Origin of the sequence: Rhizobium sp. J15 (genome assembly GCF_002531825.1) — a bacterium.
Classification (GTDB): Bacteria; Pseudomonadota; Alphaproteobacteria; order Rhizobiales; family Rhizobiaceae; genus Rhizobium.
Genome location: NZ_NWSX01000005.1, coordinates 124672 through 141383, shown reverse-complemented (window position 1 = coordinate 141383; position 16712 = coordinate 124672). Strand labels below are relative to the sequence as shown.

The window sequence follows — 16712 nt, the reverse complement described above, 5'->3', positions numbered from 1 at the left end:
GCTCTTTGACGGATGGAGACGGAACACGCGCCGCGGCGCCGGATCAGCCCGGCGCCATCGGCACGATCCTACTCGAAGATGGCGAAGAAGTTCTCGGCCGCGGAGCCTGCGTCGCTCGAGCCGCCGCTCCAGTATTCGTCGACGAAATCGTCGAGCGCGCCGACCTGCTGCGGTGTCAGAACGATCGCCTGGTCCGGCACGATCGCGCCGGCGGCCATCAGCTCGACACCCTTCTGGGCACAAACATCGAGCTTCGACTTGTCGACGTCGGAGCGCATCGGGATAGCGCCCTTCTTGAGAGCGAATTCGACCTGGACCGCCGGGTCCATGACGACTTCGGCGAGAAGCTTCTGCGCCTTGTCGGTTCCGGCATTGTTGGTCTTGGGGAACCAGAGGGAGTCGGCGATATAGACCATGCCCTTGGATTCCGGCACGATCATGCAGCCATAATCCTTGCCCGGCTCCTTGCCGGCGACGGTGAATTCGCCCTTGGCCCAGTCGCCCATGAACTGCACGCCGGCCTTGGCAGTGATCAGCATGGCGGTCGCATCGTTCCAGTTGCGGCCGGCAGCTCCGGCATCGACATAGCCGCGCAGCTTGCCGAGGATGTCGAGAGTTTTCTTCACGCCCTCGACGGATGCTTCGCTCTTGTCCTTGTCGACGTAGATCTTCAGGAAACCATCGATCCCGACTTGCGAAAGCAGGATCATGTTGAAGACCTTGGTCTGCTGCCAGGGCTGCCCACCCCAGGCGACCGGCACGAGACCCGCGGCCTTCAGCTTGTCGAGATCGGCAAAGAATTCGTCCCAGCTCTTGGGCTCCTGCGTAATGCCGGCCTTTGCGAAAGCCTCCTTGGAATAGAAGGCCCAGCTTTCGCCATGGGCGCCGGTCGGCGAAAGATAGACCTTACCGTCATAGGAGATGAGGTCATGGATCGATTTCGGCAGGGCATCCGCCCATTTGCCGGCCGCGGCCACGTCGTCGATCGGATTGAACAGGCCCTGGCTGACGAAATCCGCGGCTGCGAGGCCGATGACGCCCTGCTTGGCGCCGGGAGGATCCCCCGCGACCAGACGGTTTTGGAAGGCCGCATCGGCCGCGCCGAAGCCGGCGATCGAGGAATCCTTCCAGACGCCGCCGCGCTTTTCGAATTCGCTCCTGATAACGTTGAGAGCCGCCGCCTCGCCGCCCGACGTCCAGGACGACATGATCTCGATCGTCGGCTTGTCCTCGGCCTCAGCCGAGGCGAACAGGCCGGCGAATGCCGCGCCGGCAAGTAAAAGCTTCATCATGGTCTTCATTGGTTCCACCTCTTGAAAATGCCCTCTTGGCGGGGCGTTTGTCGTCTTCGGAATTGTGTCAGCGATAGATCGGCAGGAGCGCCTGCCGCACGAGCGTCAGCCCGTTGGCGATGTCGCGGACGGGATCCGGCGCGGCATCGAGTTCGAGGATCGCCCAGCCTTCATAGGCCCGGTCGCGCAGCAGCCGGATCCAGGCCGGCCAATCGACCCTTCCGAGGCCGAAGCCGCAGAAATAGGGCTGGTGGCGTTCGTGAATGTGTTTGTCGATCGGGGTGTCGGCAGGCATCGGACCGATCGCATCCTTCCAGTGAGCGATGATCATGCGTTCGTGATGGCGGTCGACAAGCTGGACCGGATCGGAGCCGGCAACGATGATATGGGCCGTATCGGGGCACATGTGGACATAGGCCGGGTCGGTCAGAAGCATCAGCAGATCGACGTCGCGCGCGGCGGCAAAGATCGAATGCGCCTCGGTGTGCAGCGCCAGCCGCACGCCTCTCGCATAAAGGATCGCGCCGAGCCGGTTCAGGAAATCGGCGATCGCCTTCGCACGGTCGAAATCGTGGAACTGCACCGGCTGGGCGCCGAGCGTCTGGCGGAGCGGCGCGCCGATCACCATGATGTCGCTGCCGCAGGCCTTCAGGAAATCGGCATAGCGTTCCGCCTTGTCGATCAGCGCACGCTGCGCCCCGGGCTCGGTGAAGTCCCCCGCCGCTTCCAGCTCCGCGAAGAAGCCGCTGCACAGCGTCAGGCCGCGCCTTGCCAGCTCGGCGGCAAAGGCATCGATCGAACCATAGGTTTTGATCGCGTCCTGCCAGTTGAAGGGAGAGAAGGTCAGCTCGACGCCGGTGACGCCGGAAGCCTGGACGCGGTCGAGGATCTTGTCCCAGAAAGCGCGCGGCGCGGCCCGCGCATGGTCGACGATCGCATCATGGCTGTCGACGCCCCAGAAGCCGGGATGGAAGAATGTCACGAGATCGACGCCGAAGCGGAGCCTGTCGCCAGAAGCCATAAGCTGTCCATTTCTCAAGGCATGGCTTGCCCGCATGCAGAAAGGCAATTTCCACATCCAAAAGCCATGAATTTTCAACACATTATGAAATGGCAATCGTTTGCCATAGAGAGATGATAACCAAGCTGGTTTTTTTGGCAAGCGATTTTTGGCAAACGTTTGCTATAAGGCATCGCCTATCTTAAAGTTGCGGATCGAAGCATCCGAGGAAAGAAGCAAACGTGAACAAAAACAAGGATGTGGCAGGAGAGGAACAATCGGGCGCATTGATGGCCGATGTCGCGCGGCTTGCCGGCGTTGCCATCTCGACCGTCAGCCGAGCGCTTGCCAATCCCGGCCGGGTGAATGAAAAGACGCGCGCCAAGATCAACGCGGCCGCCAAGCAGCTCGGCTACACGCCGAATGCGATGGCGCGCGGCCTCAGGGTCGGCAAATCCAATACGATCATGATCATCTTGCCGGGATCGCCTTACTACGGCGCGTCGCAGATCATCCCGCAGGTCCTGCAGAGCATCAACAAGTCCCTGATCCAGGCGGGATACAACCTGATGATCGCCAATCTCGATCGCGAGGAAGCCTCCGAACGGCACATCCTCAATCTCGCCTTTGGCGGAACGGTCCGGGGCGCTATCATCTTCTCCTCGAAACTTCCGGAAGTCGACGGGCGTTCCCCTGCCGATTCCGGGCTGCCGATCGTCTCGATGCTTTTCGACATGAGTGAAGCCGGGTTGCCGAGCGTCGTGACCAACGACCGCGAGGCGATACGCGACGCGACGGCGGAGCTGATCCGCCTGGGCCACCGGCGGTTCCTCTATATTGCCGGCCCCAGGGGCAACTACCATGACGTCGAGCGCTACGGCGGCGTCCTCGAGGCGCTGCGGGCAACGGGCCTCACCGAGGAGGCCGTCTCGATATCCGGCGGCGACCTCGAATACCAGCACGGTTTCGAAATCGGCATTCGCGCGGTCGACGATTTCATGAGGCTCCCCGCCAGACCGACAGCCGTGATCGCGACGAGCGACGACATGGCGATCTCCTTCATGAGCCGCATTCAGCATGCGGGCCTTGCGGTACCCCGCGACCTCTCCATCGTCTCTTTCGACGGCTCTCCCGTCTGCGAATTCTGCTCTCCACCGCTCTCGACGATCAAGCAGCCGGTGGAAGAGATGGGACGCGCAGCGGTGGATCTGCTGCTCGACGCCACCGCCGGCGCACAAAATGCAGCGGCGACGCGCACCGTCATCCCCAGCAGCCTTATCCTCAGGGAGAGCATCGCTCCTGCGAAGAGCTGACGACAACAGAAACGTTGCGCATCCTCTACGGAAGCGCCGCGCCGTCGTTCCGCGCTATTCCGGAAAGTTCTTGCGGCCAAGAGGGAGATTTTAGTTGTCAGTAATATAATCGTCCGGCAACATTACTGACTGGCTGCTAGAATTGAGAAGTATTGCCACCAGCGCGTTGGGGAGACGGGCATGTGCGCAGAGCTTGTTGAACGTCGGCTGGCGGCCATTCTGGCTGCCGATGTGGTGGGCTACAGCCGCCTGCTGGAAGCCAACGAGGAGGAGACGCTCAACGCTCTCCGTCAGCATCGCCGGGAGCTCTTCGATCCTGCTGTCGCAACCCATGGCGGACATATCATCAAGGTCATGGGCGACGGCTTCCTGGTCGAGTTCGGCAGCGTGCTGAGCGCCGCACGCTGCGCGGTCGAAATCCAGCGCGGCATGCTGGAGCGCAATATCGGGATTCCGGCGGACAGGCATTTTGCGTTCCGGATAGGCCTGAATCTCGGCGACATCGTCTTCGATGAGGACGACTTCCATGGCGACGGCATCAATGTGGCGGTCCGGCTGCAAGCTCTTGCAGCTCCCGGCGGCATTGCCTGTTCGGCGGCCGTGCGCCACGAAGTCGCCAACAAGCTCGGTCTCGATTTCGCAGACCAGGGTGCCATGACCGTCAAGAATATTTCCCGTCCGGTCCATGTCTATTTTGCCGATTGGGGCAATGCCGCCTCCGGCGAGCAGGTTCCGCTTACCGCAGGCGGGCACACGCGGGCACCCGTCAGCAAGCCGTCAGTCGCAATCCTGCCATTCGCTAACATCAGCACCGATCCCGGTCAGGATTTTTTCAGCGACGGCATCACCGAAGATCTCATCACCGACCTGTCGAATGTCTCCGGCCTGTTCGTGCTGAGCCGCAACACCGTCTTCGCCTGGAAAGGCCGGAGCGAAAACCTGCAGCGCATCGCAGGCGAACTCGGCGTCGCCTATATCGTGGAGGGCAGCGTCCGGAAGGCGGGCAACCATGTCAGGATCAATGCCGAATTGATCGAGGCGGCCAATGACGGCCATGTCTGGGCCGCGCGTTACGACCGCGACCTCACCGACATCTTCGAAGTGCAGGACGAGATCGCCAAGGCGATCGTCGAGCAGCTCAAGGTCAAGCTGCTGCCGGAGGAGAAGAAGGCGATCGAGCAGGCGCCGACGGGCAACGTCGAAGCCTATACGCACTTCCTCAGGGGGCGCGAATACTACCATATCGCCTCCCGCTCCAACCATCTCATGGCCAGGCAGAGCTTCGCCAGGGCCATCGAATTGGACCCCGGCTATGCCCGCGCCTATGCCGGTATCGCGGTCTGCGACGCGCGCCTGCGGTCTCAGTTCGGGGCGGAAATTTCGGTGGAGGATATTCTTGCCAACACGGCGAGAGCGCTCGTCATCGATCCCAATCTGGCGGAGGCACATGCGGCCAGGGGTTTTGCATTGGCCGTCGCCGGCAGTCGCGCCGAGGCGGTGTCTGCCTTCGTGCAGGCTTTGTCGCTCGACGCCAATTGCCACGAGGCCAACAGATACTATGCCGAATTCTGCGTCACCGAAGGTCAGTTCGAACTCGCGGCGACGTATTTTCAGCGCGCCATGGAAATCAAGCCTGGCGATTATGGCGCGCCGATCATGCTCGTGAACGTCCTTCGCTCGCTTGGGCAAATAGACAAAGCCAGCAGCTATGCCCGGATCGCATTGAAAAGGGCGGAGGAAGAACTGCGGCTGCATCCGGAAAATGCCAATGTTGCCTGCCTGGGAGCGACCGCGCTCGCTTTTCTCGGTCTCCGCGACATGGCGCTGGAATGGTTGGCGCGTTCCCTGGCGACGGATCCCAGCGACATCAACATTCAATACAATGCCGCCTGCACTTATGCCCTGCTTGGCGAAATCGACCGGGCGATAGACCTGCTCGAGGTCTGGATGCCGCAGGTCGGCATCGAAATGCGGCTGTGGTTCAAGAACGATTCCGACCTCGATCCCATTCGCAGCCACCCCCGCTATCGGAAATTGATTGAACTGTCCGAATAACGCCCGGCCATCCGTCAGCTTGGCACTAATGCTATTTCATTACTTGCTAAACTTCTTCGCGACGCCGAAGATCAACTTAAAATGGCACCATAAAAGTCTTGTGAGGGGGGATGCTGATGGGCACCCGGTTCAGACTTTTTGTACAGCCTCCATTCGAAGATGCTCGGTCCAGTCCCGAGGTCGTTGAAGTATCGTCTCCGTCGGGCAGCCTGGCCGCCGGTCCGGCCGACGACCGCATGTTTGTCGTGGAGCCGGTCGGCAAGACAGGTCCTTACGGCGTGAACCGCGGGCCGCTCGGAACGCCGTATATGCTTCTGCCGCCCTGGACCGGAAAAATTCTAGAGCCGGCCGCCCCCGACGAGCGCGGCAATTTCGACTATCTCCGACCATCGATGCCTGGTTTCGAAGCCGCCCATGTTTTCGGCTGCGTACGCTTCACCCTGGATGTATGGGAGCGCTATCTCGGCCAGCCGCTGACCTGGCATTTTCGCGATCATTATGATCGCTTGGAAATCTCCATTCTGCCGCGATGGAACAATGCTCAGTACGGCTACGGCTTCCTCGAGGTCGGCAGCCAGTTCGAGAAGGATGGACGCATCCTTCCCTTCAGCCTGGATTTCGACGTCATCGCGCATGAGGTGGGGCACGCGATCATCTTCAGCGTCCTCGGCGTGCCGCGCCCTGGAACCGAGTACCCGGAGTATCTTGGTTTCCAGGAGGCTTTCTCCGACTGCGTGTCGCTGATCGCGGCCATGCATTTTCCATCCGTGATCGACAATGTTCTTGCGGAAACACGCGGCAACCTCCACCGCGCAAATCGCCTCTCGCGCTTTTCGGAGTTCTCGCCGCATCGACAGATACGCTCGGCAAACAACAAAAGGACGATGCGCGAGTTCGCGCACGGCTGGAAGGATGAGCATGAGCTCTCCCAGCCGCTCACCGGTGCGATATTCGATATACTCGTCGATATCTTTCATGAGAGTCTGGTGGCGCGCGGCCTGATCTCGCGGGCCGTTGAAGATCTCGCAGATATTGCCGAGTTCGATCCAGCCGCCGAGGCATCCGTACAGCATGCCTTTGACCGCGCTTTTGCACTGAATTCGGATGGATTTGTCGAAGCGCTGCTCGATGCACGGGACATTGCCGGCACATATCTGGCGGAAACCCTGTGGGCTCTCGCTCCTGATTTTCTCGACTATGGCGACGTTGCCGAAACGATGCTTGCCATCGATCGGCATGAAAGCGGCGGCCAGTTCGCGGGCATCATCACCGGAAATTTCAAGCAACGGGCGATCGGCAAGCTACATGCCGGGGCGCACCTCAAGGGCGGCGAGCATCGCAGCCATGTTCACTCTGCGCGGATCCTGCTGCCGATAGATCATCTGGATCTTCCCAAGATGAGCTATCGCGAGAGAGTTCTGCTGTCGAGATCAGGCATCGGTCAATAATCAGCTAGATGGAGGCAGACGTGGCACACCAAGAAAATCTACTCAGTATATCATCTGTGTATTTGTTTGGACGTGAACTTCAAGACGTTCTTCTTAGAGGCGGCACTTCCGGACCTTTAGGCCCACGTCAAGCAGGTGCGAACAATTTCCTGAGGAACCAACTCGCTGAGCCGGGCGCGACGCTCGCGCGAATCTACGCTTTTTCTTTCGAGGGAGCTTTTATTGAACTGGCTAGGCCAGCAATCTTCCTTGTCCACGGCGGCGGCATGGATCCTGACAACTCTCCTCCAAGAAACGCCGACGGTGATATCGAATACGAAAGACTATACCGATCTCCTAGTGCAAGTGCACTAACGGGCCTCGGCTCTCAAATTGGAGCTCTCGCCGAGGACATTAGAGTCTGGATCTATGAGAAGGGCGATCTCTCGATGAGGCTCGATGCCCAAACAGGAACCTTTGAACAAATCCTGCTCTCGGCTGAGGTCTCTGCTGATCCCAGAGGAATGGCAAGTGGAATGTCCAGGTCGGGCGGAGCCTTGTCCCGCTCCGGCGGGGTAATGTCGCGGTCGGGCGGATTCATACCTCGCAGGTCGAGCGATAGTGATTGATTTGCGGATACGGACGAACAAGGAGGTTAACATGCCTGCAAAGTCTGGTGACCAACACGAAATTGACATTAAGTATCTGAGCGACAAGCTTGTGAAAGCTGCAACCGACAAAAGTACTCGTTTTTCACTTGGAGGCACTGGCTTCATTTCGGGTATGGTTGTGTATATAGCGCGCAATTCGGACGGCACGGATGAGGTTGAAGTGGAAATATGCCCTGATACGGATGCTGTAAGTACCAGCAAGTTATGGCCGGTTATTGCCAAACCTGCGCATGGCTTAAAGCCGACCGACCCCGAAAATCCATTATGGGTTGCCATAAAACTGAACAATCAGTTTAAGGACGCCTACCAGGGATTCTTGGTGGTCTGATTTCTCGAAAGATCATATAAATCCGAGCCGGTGATCTACGGCTTGGCCGGCCGCCGTCTTCATGCGCAGTCTGCTATCGGGCGCGCCGTCTGATGGGCGCGCCCGGCAGACTGACCGGTAGAGAAGCGGGTGCGATGAACTCTGTCATTTCAGACCAAGGCGCCGCTTCCAAGGACGCTTTGCTCGTCAGTAAATTCTATTGGTCTCGCCGGCGCGCGGGAGCAAGTCAGTCGCGCACAGCCAAGCGAATTTCCCCTCGGAGCGTTTACCGATGCTTGCTCCAAAGATCGGTCTGGACACTATTATGGACGCGTGTTCTATAAAGTGGACAGACTCGACGGGAGCGCAGCATGCATCTTTCCATGTGGACTTACCCCTGGGACATTCAGGACCAGGGGCTTGAGGCGATTGCAGCCGAGCTCCGGGACCGGGCCGGGCTCAACACCGTCAGCATGGCGACCTCCTACCATGCCGGCCGCTTCCTGCAGCCGCGGAGCCCGAAGCAGAAGGCCTATTTCCCTGAGGACGGGACGGTCTACTTCCGGCCGGACGAAAGCCTCTGGCAGGATAGGGTGATCCGGCCGCTGATGGCCGGCAATGTCGGCGAGCGCGGCGACATGCTGGAGGCGCTCGTCAGCGAACGTGAGAAGACAGGCCTCAAGATTTCCTGCTGGACCGTCTGCCTTCACAATAGCCGCCTCGGCATGCTGCATCCCGATCACGTGACGCGCAACGCCTTCGGCAATGCCAATTATTACAATCTCTGCCCCTCCAGCCCGGCGGCAAGGGACTACGTCGTCACCCTCGTTCGCGACATAACGACGAAATACCGGCCCGACATGGTGGAGCTGGAGAGCCCGAACTTCATGGGCTTCGCGCACGAATATCATCACGAGAAAGACGGCGTCGGCCTGAATGCCGAAGACGACTTCCTGTTGTCCCTGTGTTTCTGCGACCATTGCACGGCGCGCGCCGGAAAGGTCGGGGTGCCAATCGAGGGCGCCCGCCGAACGGTCGCGCACTTCATTGCGGAGCTTTGCGAACGGGCCGTCCCTGAACGGCAGTTCCCGGATTTCCCGGCCGCCGGCATCGATGCCTTCCGCGACCATCCCGAGCTGCATGCCTTTCTCGCATGGCGCAGCGAGCCGGTGACCAGCCTGATCGGCGAGATCACGGCCGCGGCCGATCCGGCGAGCCGCATCGTGCTCATCGACCTGAAGGACGGCTGGCTCGGCGGCGTCGATCTCGCAGCCGCCGGCAAGCTCTGCGACGGGGTGCTCCTCTGCTGCTACGACATGCCGCCGGATGCCGTCGGCGATGTCATCCGCACCGGCCGGGCAGCGATCGGGCCGGAAAAATTCCTCGGGGTCGGGCTTCGCGTCTTCTATCCCGAGGTCGGCGGACCGGCGATCCTTGCGGCGCGCGCCAAGGCGGCCGTCGATGCCGGTGCTGACGGCGTGAACTTCTACAATTACGGGCTCATCCCAGCAAAGCGGCTGGACTGGGTAAGGGCGGCCGTCGATGCGATCGGCTAAGCCGCGATGGGTTCGGCAACCTGGATCAGGCAGTCGCCGGCCTGGCTGTCGCAATGCAGCCTGTGGGAGATGACGATGCCGCTCTCGGCGAAGCGCAATTCTTCCTCGGGTTGCTCCGGGCGTTCCAGATCATGATACCACCCGGCGAGATCGCCGGCGGAAACGGCGGCACCAAGTGCGGCGGCCGGCTCGAACCAGCCTCTGCGGTTTGCATAGATGCCCTGGCTGTGGCGGGACAGCGACAGCAGCTGCGACGGTCTGGGCTCGGAGAGCGGCACGCGCGACAGGACCGGTCGCCCGACGATCCCGAGCGCCAGGAGCAGCCGGTCGATCGCCGCCGCCGTAAACGCCATCGTCTCTGATGTCACCGTGCCGCCGCCGCCGAACTCGCCGGAAAGGCCGATGGTTCCGGACCGCGCAGCGGCGCCCATGGAGGTCGGCGCCGCCGGCCCGTTGTCGGCGATGAAGGCATGCGAGGCGCCGAGCGCGCGCATCAGCGAGACGGACCGCTCGAAACGGGCGGTATCCGCCTGCCGCTCGATCAGCGTGCAGGGCAGGTGGGCCATCGAGGTGCCGCCCGAATGCAGGTCGAGCATGACATCGTGCCGTGGAAAAAGCCCGTGTTCGAGGAAATGCGCCATGCGCGCGGTTGGCGATCCCATGGGATCGCCGGGAAAGGCGCGGTTGAGGTTGCCGCCGTCGAAGGGCGAGCAGCGCCTGGCCGCCATCACCGCCGGGAGGTTCGCCATCGGCAGGATGGTGACGGCGCCGCGGATTTCGTTGACATCAAGCAGGCGCATCAGCCGGGCGAGCTGCAGCTCGCCCTCGTATTCGTCGCCATGATTGCCCGCCATCAGCAGCAGCGACGGCCCTTCGCCATTTTTCAGGCGAAGGATCGGAATGCGGATCTGATAATAGGGCGAACGGTCGATCGAATAGGGAATGGCGAGGTGGCCGGCCTGCCGGCCCTCGCGGGAAAAATCGATCGGATTGACGAGGCCGCTGTGCATGATGTCTCCAATGCGGGCTGTCAGAGGGCCGCGACCGCCGTCATCTCGACGCGCAGATCAGGATCGGCGAGACGGGCTTCGGTGCAGGCGCGAGCCGGCGGGTTTTCGATGTCGATCCAGCTGTCGTAAACGCCGTTCATCGCCTCGAAATCGGTGATGGCAGGCAGGAACACGTTGACGGCGAGGAGGCGGGAACGGTCGGTGCCGGCTTGCTGCAAAAGCGCGTCGATCTTGCCGAGCACGTCGCGGGTCTGCTCCTCGATATCAGCCTTTCGATTTTCCGCCACCTGGCCGGCGATGTAGACGAGCCCGCCATAGCTGACCGCCTGGCTCATGCGCGAGCCTTTCTGGTAACGCTGGATCATGCAGGTTTTCCTTTTCTTAGCTTTGGAGGGAAAGTTCAGCCGAAGCTGGTGAGATAGGCCGCCGTCACCGAATGATCGGGGTCGAGGCCGTAAAGGATGGCATGCCGGTCGAGGCAGGTGCAGGGGTGCGAAATGCCGAACTCGATGACATCGCCGACCGAGACGTCGCTGCCCTCGGCAAGCGCGATAAATGCGTGCTGATCGTTGAGGCGAAAAACCTCGGTGCTATCGAGACCGGCGAGACGGACGCCATTGCGATAGAGCGCCAGGGGCCGCGGCAGGCCCTGGTCCATCGCCACATCGCGCATGCCCATGCCTGCAATCGCAAGCCCCGGTTCCGGCCGGGAGAGAACCTCGGCCCAGAGCCTGAGCGCCGGGCGGAAACCTGATGCGGCGGACACCGTCTTGCCGCCGATGCGCAAACCGCCGCGCGCATCGAGACCGGCAAGGCCGCGCTCGTAAATGCCGTGATCGTGAAAGAAGATCGCGCCGCTGCGCAGCACGAGCCGGCAGGCAGGATCGACCGCGACCACGGCTGAAAGCCGCGCGACAACGATGTCGAAAAACACCGAGCCGCCTGCTGTGACGAGGAGAGGCCGTTCATTGCCGATGCGGGCGCGCACCTTGGGCAGGAAACCTGATGTCATCGCCATCAGCGCGTCGATGCGCAGCCCCGTCTCTTCCGGATCGGCCGTGGCGGCCGCGCCCTCATAGGCGGCGATACCGGTCAGCCGGAAGACCGGCGTCTCCGCGGCAAGGATCGCGTCGAGAATGGCCGCTGCGGCTTCCACGCTGCGCAGACCGGCGCGGCCGGCGCCGAACTCCACCAGCAGGCCGAGAGGCGGCAGGTCTTCGCGTTCCTGCCATGCCGACCGGAGAGCTTCGACGAGCGCCGTCGAATCTACGAAAACATGCAGTTCCGCATCGGGATAATGGCCGACGAGCGCCGCAAGCCGGCGGGCGGCGGCAAGCCCGCCGATCTCGTTGGCAAGGATCAGCCGGCGCTGTCCCGCTTTGAGCAGGACCGCGGCCTGGCGGATATCGGCGACGGTCGTACCCCAGGCGCCGGCCGCCAGCAGCGCGTCCGCCAGCGCCGTCGACATCGGCGTCTTGGCGTGCGGGGCGATTTCGACGCCATGGCTTTTCACATAGGCCATCATCAGCTCGACATTGCCTGCGAAGGCTTGCCGGTCGAGCGAGATCAGCGGCAGCGCCATCCTGCCGTCATAGGGCTTCCATCCCTGCATTCCCACGGCCGCGAGCGGCAGCGGCGGATGGCCCGGCGGAAAGCCGCGTACCCGTTCGTCGATCAATCCATTTTCCGCGACATGAAGGTCAGACATGGCGGCCTCTCAGATCCTCGACCGCGTCTGTGATGGCGAGGCGATAAGTGTCGTTGGCGGTGGCAAAGAAGAGCGCTCGCTGCTCGTCGTAAGAGAGCTCAGCGGCGACGGTGCGAAAAACCTGATAGATCTCGTCGAAGGAGGCGTGCAGGCCGGCGACCGGAAAATCGCTCGCGAACATGGCGCGCGCCGGGCCGAAACAATCGAGGCAATGGTCGATCACCGGCCGCAGGCTTTCGAGCGTCCAGTCGTTGTCATAGGCGACCAGGTCGGAAATCTTCAGCCGCACATTCGGCTCGCCGCCGAGCGCCCGCAGGCCGCGGCGCCAGAGGGCCATGCCGTCCTCGGTGCGTTCGGCGGGGCTGCCGCCGTGATTGAGCACGAAAAGCGTTTGCGGAAAGGCGCGCACGAGGTCGAGCGCCTCGTCCATCTGCCAGGGATAGAGCATCAGATCGAAGACCAGCCCGAGCCGCGCGACCTCGGCGAGGCCCGCCCGCCAGGCAGGATCGTCTATCCGGCCGGCGCGCGCCGCGAAGCTCTTCGCCGGTTCGGGGTGCCAGCTGACGATATCGCGGATACCGACGACGTTGGGATTTTCTGCTTCCGCCTCGAGCAGATTCATGGCCTCCGGTCCGTCGAGAGGAACGCGCGCGATATACCGGTGCGCCACGCCGGACGTGCGGTCGAGGCCATCCAGCCAACGGCTCTCTTCGAGCGGATGCGCATCGGACCAGCCGGCCTCCACATGCACGGTCGCAACCACGTTCTGACGCGCGGCATCGGCACGATAGTCGTCAATGCCGTAGTCGCGCAGGATCGGCGCCAAGCTTCCGAACACCATCTCCTCGCCTGAAGCCCGTGCTTTCTGAAGCCAGGGATGGCGCTGCAGGCTGAGGTCCCAGAGATGGTGATGCGGGTCGATCACCGGCCCGTCATAGCGCTCCGTCATCTTCGCGCCTCGCGGCCGGATACGAGCAGGAGCGCAAGGATCAGCGTGCCGAACATGATCGACCGCCAGCCAGGCGAGGCGTTGACGACGGTGATCAGCGCCGTCGTCGTCACGAGCAGGATCGCCCCCGGGATGGTTCCGGCATAGGTGCCGCGACCGCCGAGGATCGAGGTGCCGCCGAGCACGACGGCGGCAATCGACGTCAGCAGATAGGGGTCGCCGATGCCGACATAACCTTGCCGGTTCATCCCCAGCACGAGAATGCCGGTAAGCCCGGCAAAAAAGCCGGACAGCGTATGGACGATCAGCGTGTTGCGCGTGACGCTGACGCCGGAAAGCCGGGCGGCGAGCGGGTTCGCGCCGAGCGCCAGGAAGCGCGCGCCAATCGGCATGCGGTGGACGAGCAGCAGGACGACGGCCGAGACGACGAGCCAGAGGATGATGCCGGCCGGGATGCCGAGCGGCCGCGACTGTCCGAGCAGAATGACCGCCGGATTGCTGACGGTGACCGCGCTGCCGCCGGCGACGATGACGAGCAGGCCCTGCAGGAAGGTCGCCATGGCGAGCGTCATGATGATCGGCGGGACGCGGAGATAGGCGGCCCCCGCACCGTTCAGGAACCCGATGCCGGTGGCGATGGCAAGGGCCGCCGCGATGCCGGTGAGGCCGGTCGGGTCCCATGCGGGCGAAATCAGCGGCAGCAGGATCGCCGTGACTGTGATGACCGCACCGACGGAAAGGTCGATGCCACCCATCAGGATGACGAGCGTCTGGCCGGCAGCGACGATGCCGATGACCGCGGCGAGTTCCAGCAGGTAGCGCAGGTGGCCGTAAGCGCCGAAACCGCGCAGCGTGAAGCTTGCGACGATCCAGACGAGCGCGACCAGAAGGAAGGTCAGAAGCGGCGGATTGCGGAACGCGGATCTGACGATGTTCATCGCCTTGCCCTCCACTGTGCGAGAAGTTCCGGAACGGCGACCGCGCCGACGATGATCAACCCTTGCGCGACATATTGCGCAACCGGCGGGAAGCCCAGGAAGAACATGACGTTGATCATGACCGAAAGCAGCAGGCTGCCGCAGATCGCGCCGCGCATCGTGCCCTTGCCGCCGAGAAAGCCGACACCGCCGAGCACGGCGGCGGCGATCGAGTTCAGCGTGAAAGGCGTGCCGATGACAGGGTCGCCCGAGCCGGTCTGCGCGGCGACGAAGAGACCGGTCAGCGCCGCGAGAAGGCCGGAGAGCGCGAAGGCTGCGACCTTCACCCGCTCGACCGGCACACCGGAGCGGAACGCGCCGACCGGATTGTCGCCGGCCGCATAGATGCCGAGGCCGAGCGGCGTGGCCAGAAAGGCTTTCCAGAGCGCCAGGATCACGACAAGCAGCAGAAAGGCGACGGGCGTGTGGCCGGCGAGCGTGGTCGACAGCCAATCGGGAATGGCCCCGCCCGGTCGCGGCAGCAGGATGAGCGCGACGCCGCTGATGATGAAGGAACCGGCCAGCGTGACGATGATCGCCGGCAATCTCAGATGCGTGACGATGACGCCGATCATGGCACCGATCGCAAGACCGGCGGCAGCAACCGCCAGAATGCCGCCAGCCACGCCGAGCGCCCCTTCCATGGTCGTCGCGGCGATCACCGCGCCGAGACTGACGAGCGGACCGATCGCCAGCGTGATGCCGCCGTTCAGCATCAGCAGCGCCTGCGCCATGGTGACGAGCGCGAGCGGAAACCAGTTCTGCGTGAACTTGGAAAAGCCGCCGATCGAAAGGATGCCGGGAAAGAGCACGGCATAGAGGATAAGAAAAGCCGCGACGACGAGGTAGAGGCCGCCGAGGCCGTGGTTGCGGCGAAGCTGGATCGAGCCGTAGAGCCGGCCGGAAGACGAAATCGTGCTCATGCCGCCTCTCCCTGTGTCGCGGTCAGAATGCCCATGGCTGCGCCGACGATCGCCCCTTCGCTGACTGAGTCACCCGACAGCGTGGCGGCAACGCGCCCTTCGCGCAGAACCACGACGCGGTCGCAGAGATGGACGAGTTCCGGCGTGTCGGAACTGGCGAGAATGACGAGCCGCCCCTCGGCGGCGAAGGCGCGCAGCATGAGGTAGATTTCCCGCTTGGTCTCGATGTCGACGCCGCGCGTCGGATCGTTGAGGAGCAGAACGGAGGGATCGAGCGGCAGCCATTTGGCGAGCGCCACCTTCTGCTGGTTGCCGCCGGAAAGCGCCTGCACCGGGCGGGCCGTATCGCCCTTGATCGTCAGGCGGCGCGCGAGATTGGCGACCAGGCCGGTTTCCGCCGGCCGGTCACGCAAACCCTTGCGGGCGAGCCGCCCGAGCGAGGGCAGGATCAGATTGGAGGCGATGGAATGCGGCAGCACCAGCCCTTCGTGCTTTCGGTCGGCCGGGACATAGACGATGCCCGCCGCATTCGCTTCGCCGACATGGGCGGGCAGGCCGGGCTTGCCTGATATCTCCGCTTGGGCGGCGGAGGCAGGGATCGCGCCGTAAAGGCCGAGCAGCAGGTCTTCCTGCCCTTGTCCCACAAGTCCGCCGATGCCGACGATCTCGCCGGCGCGGGCGGAAAAACCGATCTGGCGCACCATGCCGGCGGAGAAATCCTCGACGCTGATGCGCGTCGCCCCGGGCTTGGCGGCGACACGCGGCGGAAACAGATCGCCGGTCTCGCGGCCGACCATGAGGCGCACCAGCCCTTCGCCATCGATGCCGAAGAGCGACTGATCCGCCGTGACGCCGCCGTCCTTCAGCACCGTGACATGCGAGCAGAGCGCCTGCACCTCGTTGAGGCGATGGGAAATATAAAGAAGCGCGGTACCGCGGTCCTTCAGCGTACCGATCAGGCCGGCAAGAATACCGGCCTCATGCGCGGAGAGGGACGAGGTCGGCTCGTCCAGAATGAGCACGCGCGGCTTGCGGAACAGCGCCTTGGCGATCTCCACCATCTGGCGGCGGCCGAGCGCGAGATCGGCGACCGGCATGTCGAGCGGCTCGGTGAGCCCCACCATGTCGCAGACCTCCCGCACGCCGCGATGCAGCGCTTTGTAATCGATCAGGCCGAACCGGCGCGGAAAGGCGCCGAGCCCGATGTTTTCGGCAATCGACAGGTTGGCCGTCAGGCTCAGCTCCTGCTGAACCACGGCGATGCCGGCCGCGCGCGCCGCCGCCGGGCTGAAGCGCCCGGCGGGCTTACCATCGATGAGAATGGAACCGCTGTCGGGCTGGAGGGCGCCGGACAGCAGGTTGATCAGCGTCGATTTGCCGGCGCCGTTCTCGCCGAGCAGGGCGTGAACCCTGCCCGGCAGAAGGGCGATGTCGACGCCCTTCAGAACGGGATTGCCGAAAAATCCCTTGAACACCTGCCGGGCTTCCAGCAGGGGCTTTTGTTCCGTCATGACGGCATCCCTC

Annotated in this window: 15 protein-coding genes; 6 read left to right on the top strand and 9 right to left on the bottom strand. The window is 63.0% G+C overall.

Annotation, left to right across the window (positions count from 1 at the left end; all coding sequences use genetic code 11):
• Positions 1-68: 68 nt before the first annotated feature.
• Together CO670_RS06270 and CO670_RS06265 are read right to left on the bottom strand one after the other, a co-directional pair.
• Positions 69-1301, bottom strand: coding sequence for an ABC transporter substrate-binding protein (locus tag CO670_RS06270; protein WP_097589465.1), 1233 nt, complete (start codon positions 1299-1301; stop codon positions 69-71).
• Between the two features lie 58 nt (positions 1302-1359).
• The gene (locus tag CO670_RS06265; RefSeq protein ID WP_097589464.1) at positions 1360-2313 is read right to left on the bottom strand and encodes a sugar phosphate isomerase/epimerase; all 954 of its coding nucleotides are present in this window, start codon (positions 2311-2313) and stop codon (positions 1360-1362) included.
• A 221-nt stretch (positions 2314-2534) separates the two neighbouring features.
• Here CO670_RS06265 and CO670_RS06260 point away from each other — a divergent pair, with 221 nt between their 5' ends.
• From CO670_RS06260 to CO670_RS06235, 6 genes are all read left to right on the top strand, one after another.
• On the top strand, positions 2535-3605 hold the full coding sequence (locus CO670_RS06260) for a LacI family DNA-binding transcriptional regulator (RefSeq protein ID WP_097589463.1): 1071 nt from the start codon (positions 2535-2537) through the stop codon (positions 3603-3605).
• A gap of 180 nt (positions 3606-3785) precedes the next feature.
• On the top strand, positions 3786-5660 hold the full coding sequence (locus CO670_RS06255) for an adenylate/guanylate cyclase domain-containing protein (protein ID WP_097589462.1): 1875 nt from the start codon (positions 3786-3788) through the stop codon (positions 5658-5660).
• 116 nt (positions 5661-5776) lie between these two features.
• Positions 5777-7108, top strand: coding sequence for a hypothetical protein (locus CO670_RS06250; protein ID WP_097589505.1), 1332 nt, complete (start codon positions 5777-5779; stop codon positions 7106-7108).
• Positions 7109-7128: 20 nt separating this feature from the next.
• Positions 7129-7716, top strand: a complete 588-nt coding sequence (locus tag CO670_RS06245; RefSeq protein ID WP_245425755.1) for a hypothetical protein — start codon at positions 7129-7131, stop codon at positions 7714-7716.
• A gap of 31 nt (positions 7717-7747) precedes the next feature.
• Entirely contained in the window at positions 7748-8086 is a 339-nt protein-coding gene (locus tag CO670_RS06240; protein WP_097589460.1) for a hypothetical protein, read from the top strand.
• 350 nt (positions 8087-8436) lie between these two features.
• The gene (locus CO670_RS06235; RefSeq protein WP_097589459.1) at positions 8437-9621 is read left to right on the top strand and encodes a hypothetical protein; all 1185 of its coding nucleotides are present in this window, start codon (positions 8437-8439) and stop codon (positions 9619-9621) included.
• Here the strand turns inward: CO670_RS06235 and CO670_RS06230 are convergent.
• Genes CO670_RS06230 through CO670_RS06200 form a run of 7 tightly spaced genes read right to left on the bottom strand, consistent with a single transcriptional unit; the run spans position 9618 to position 16699 of the window.
• Positions 9618-10631: a succinylglutamate desuccinylase/aspartoacylase family protein gene (locus tag CO670_RS06230; protein ID WP_097589458.1), complete on the bottom strand. Its 1014-nt coding sequence runs from the start codon at positions 10629-10631 to the stop codon at positions 9618-9620. The two genes, CO670_RS06235 and CO670_RS06230, sit on opposite strands and share 4 nt — an antisense overlap.
• 20 nt (positions 10632-10651) lie before the next feature.
• Complete coding sequence (locus CO670_RS06225; RefSeq protein ID WP_088673942.1) at positions 10652-10996, bottom strand: RidA family protein; 345 nt, start codon at positions 10994-10996, stop codon at positions 10652-10654.
• Between the two features lie 35 nt (positions 10997-11031).
• Positions 11032-12339: an alanine racemase gene (locus CO670_RS06220; RefSeq protein WP_097589457.1), complete on the bottom strand. Its 1308-nt coding sequence runs from the start codon at positions 12337-12339 to the stop codon at positions 11032-11034.
• Positions 12332-13288 carry an amidohydrolase family protein gene (locus CO670_RS06215; RefSeq protein WP_097589456.1) on the bottom strand — a complete coding sequence of 319 codons (957 nt, stop codon included), beginning with the start codon at positions 13286-13288 and terminating at the stop codon, positions 12332-12334. The genes CO670_RS06220 and CO670_RS06215 overlap by 8 nt, the downstream gene beginning before the upstream one ends.
• The gene (locus tag CO670_RS06210; RefSeq protein WP_097589504.1) at positions 13285-14226 is read right to left on the bottom strand and encodes an ABC transporter permease; all 942 of its coding nucleotides are present in this window, start codon (positions 14224-14226) and stop codon (positions 13285-13287) included. Before CO670_RS06210 ends, CO670_RS06215 begins: the two co-directional genes overlap by 4 nt.
• The gene (locus CO670_RS06205) at positions 14223-15188 is read right to left on the bottom strand and encodes an ABC transporter permease (RefSeq protein WP_097589455.1); all 966 of its coding nucleotides are present in this window, start codon (positions 15186-15188) and stop codon (positions 14223-14225) included. The genes CO670_RS06210 and CO670_RS06205 overlap by 4 nt, the downstream gene beginning before the upstream one ends.
• Positions 15185-16699, bottom strand: a complete 1515-nt coding sequence (locus CO670_RS06200) for a sugar ABC transporter ATP-binding protein (protein WP_097589454.1) — start codon at positions 16697-16699, stop codon at positions 15185-15187. Before CO670_RS06200 ends, CO670_RS06205 begins: the two co-directional genes overlap by 4 nt.
• Between the last annotated feature and the right edge of the window lie 13 nt (positions 16700-16712).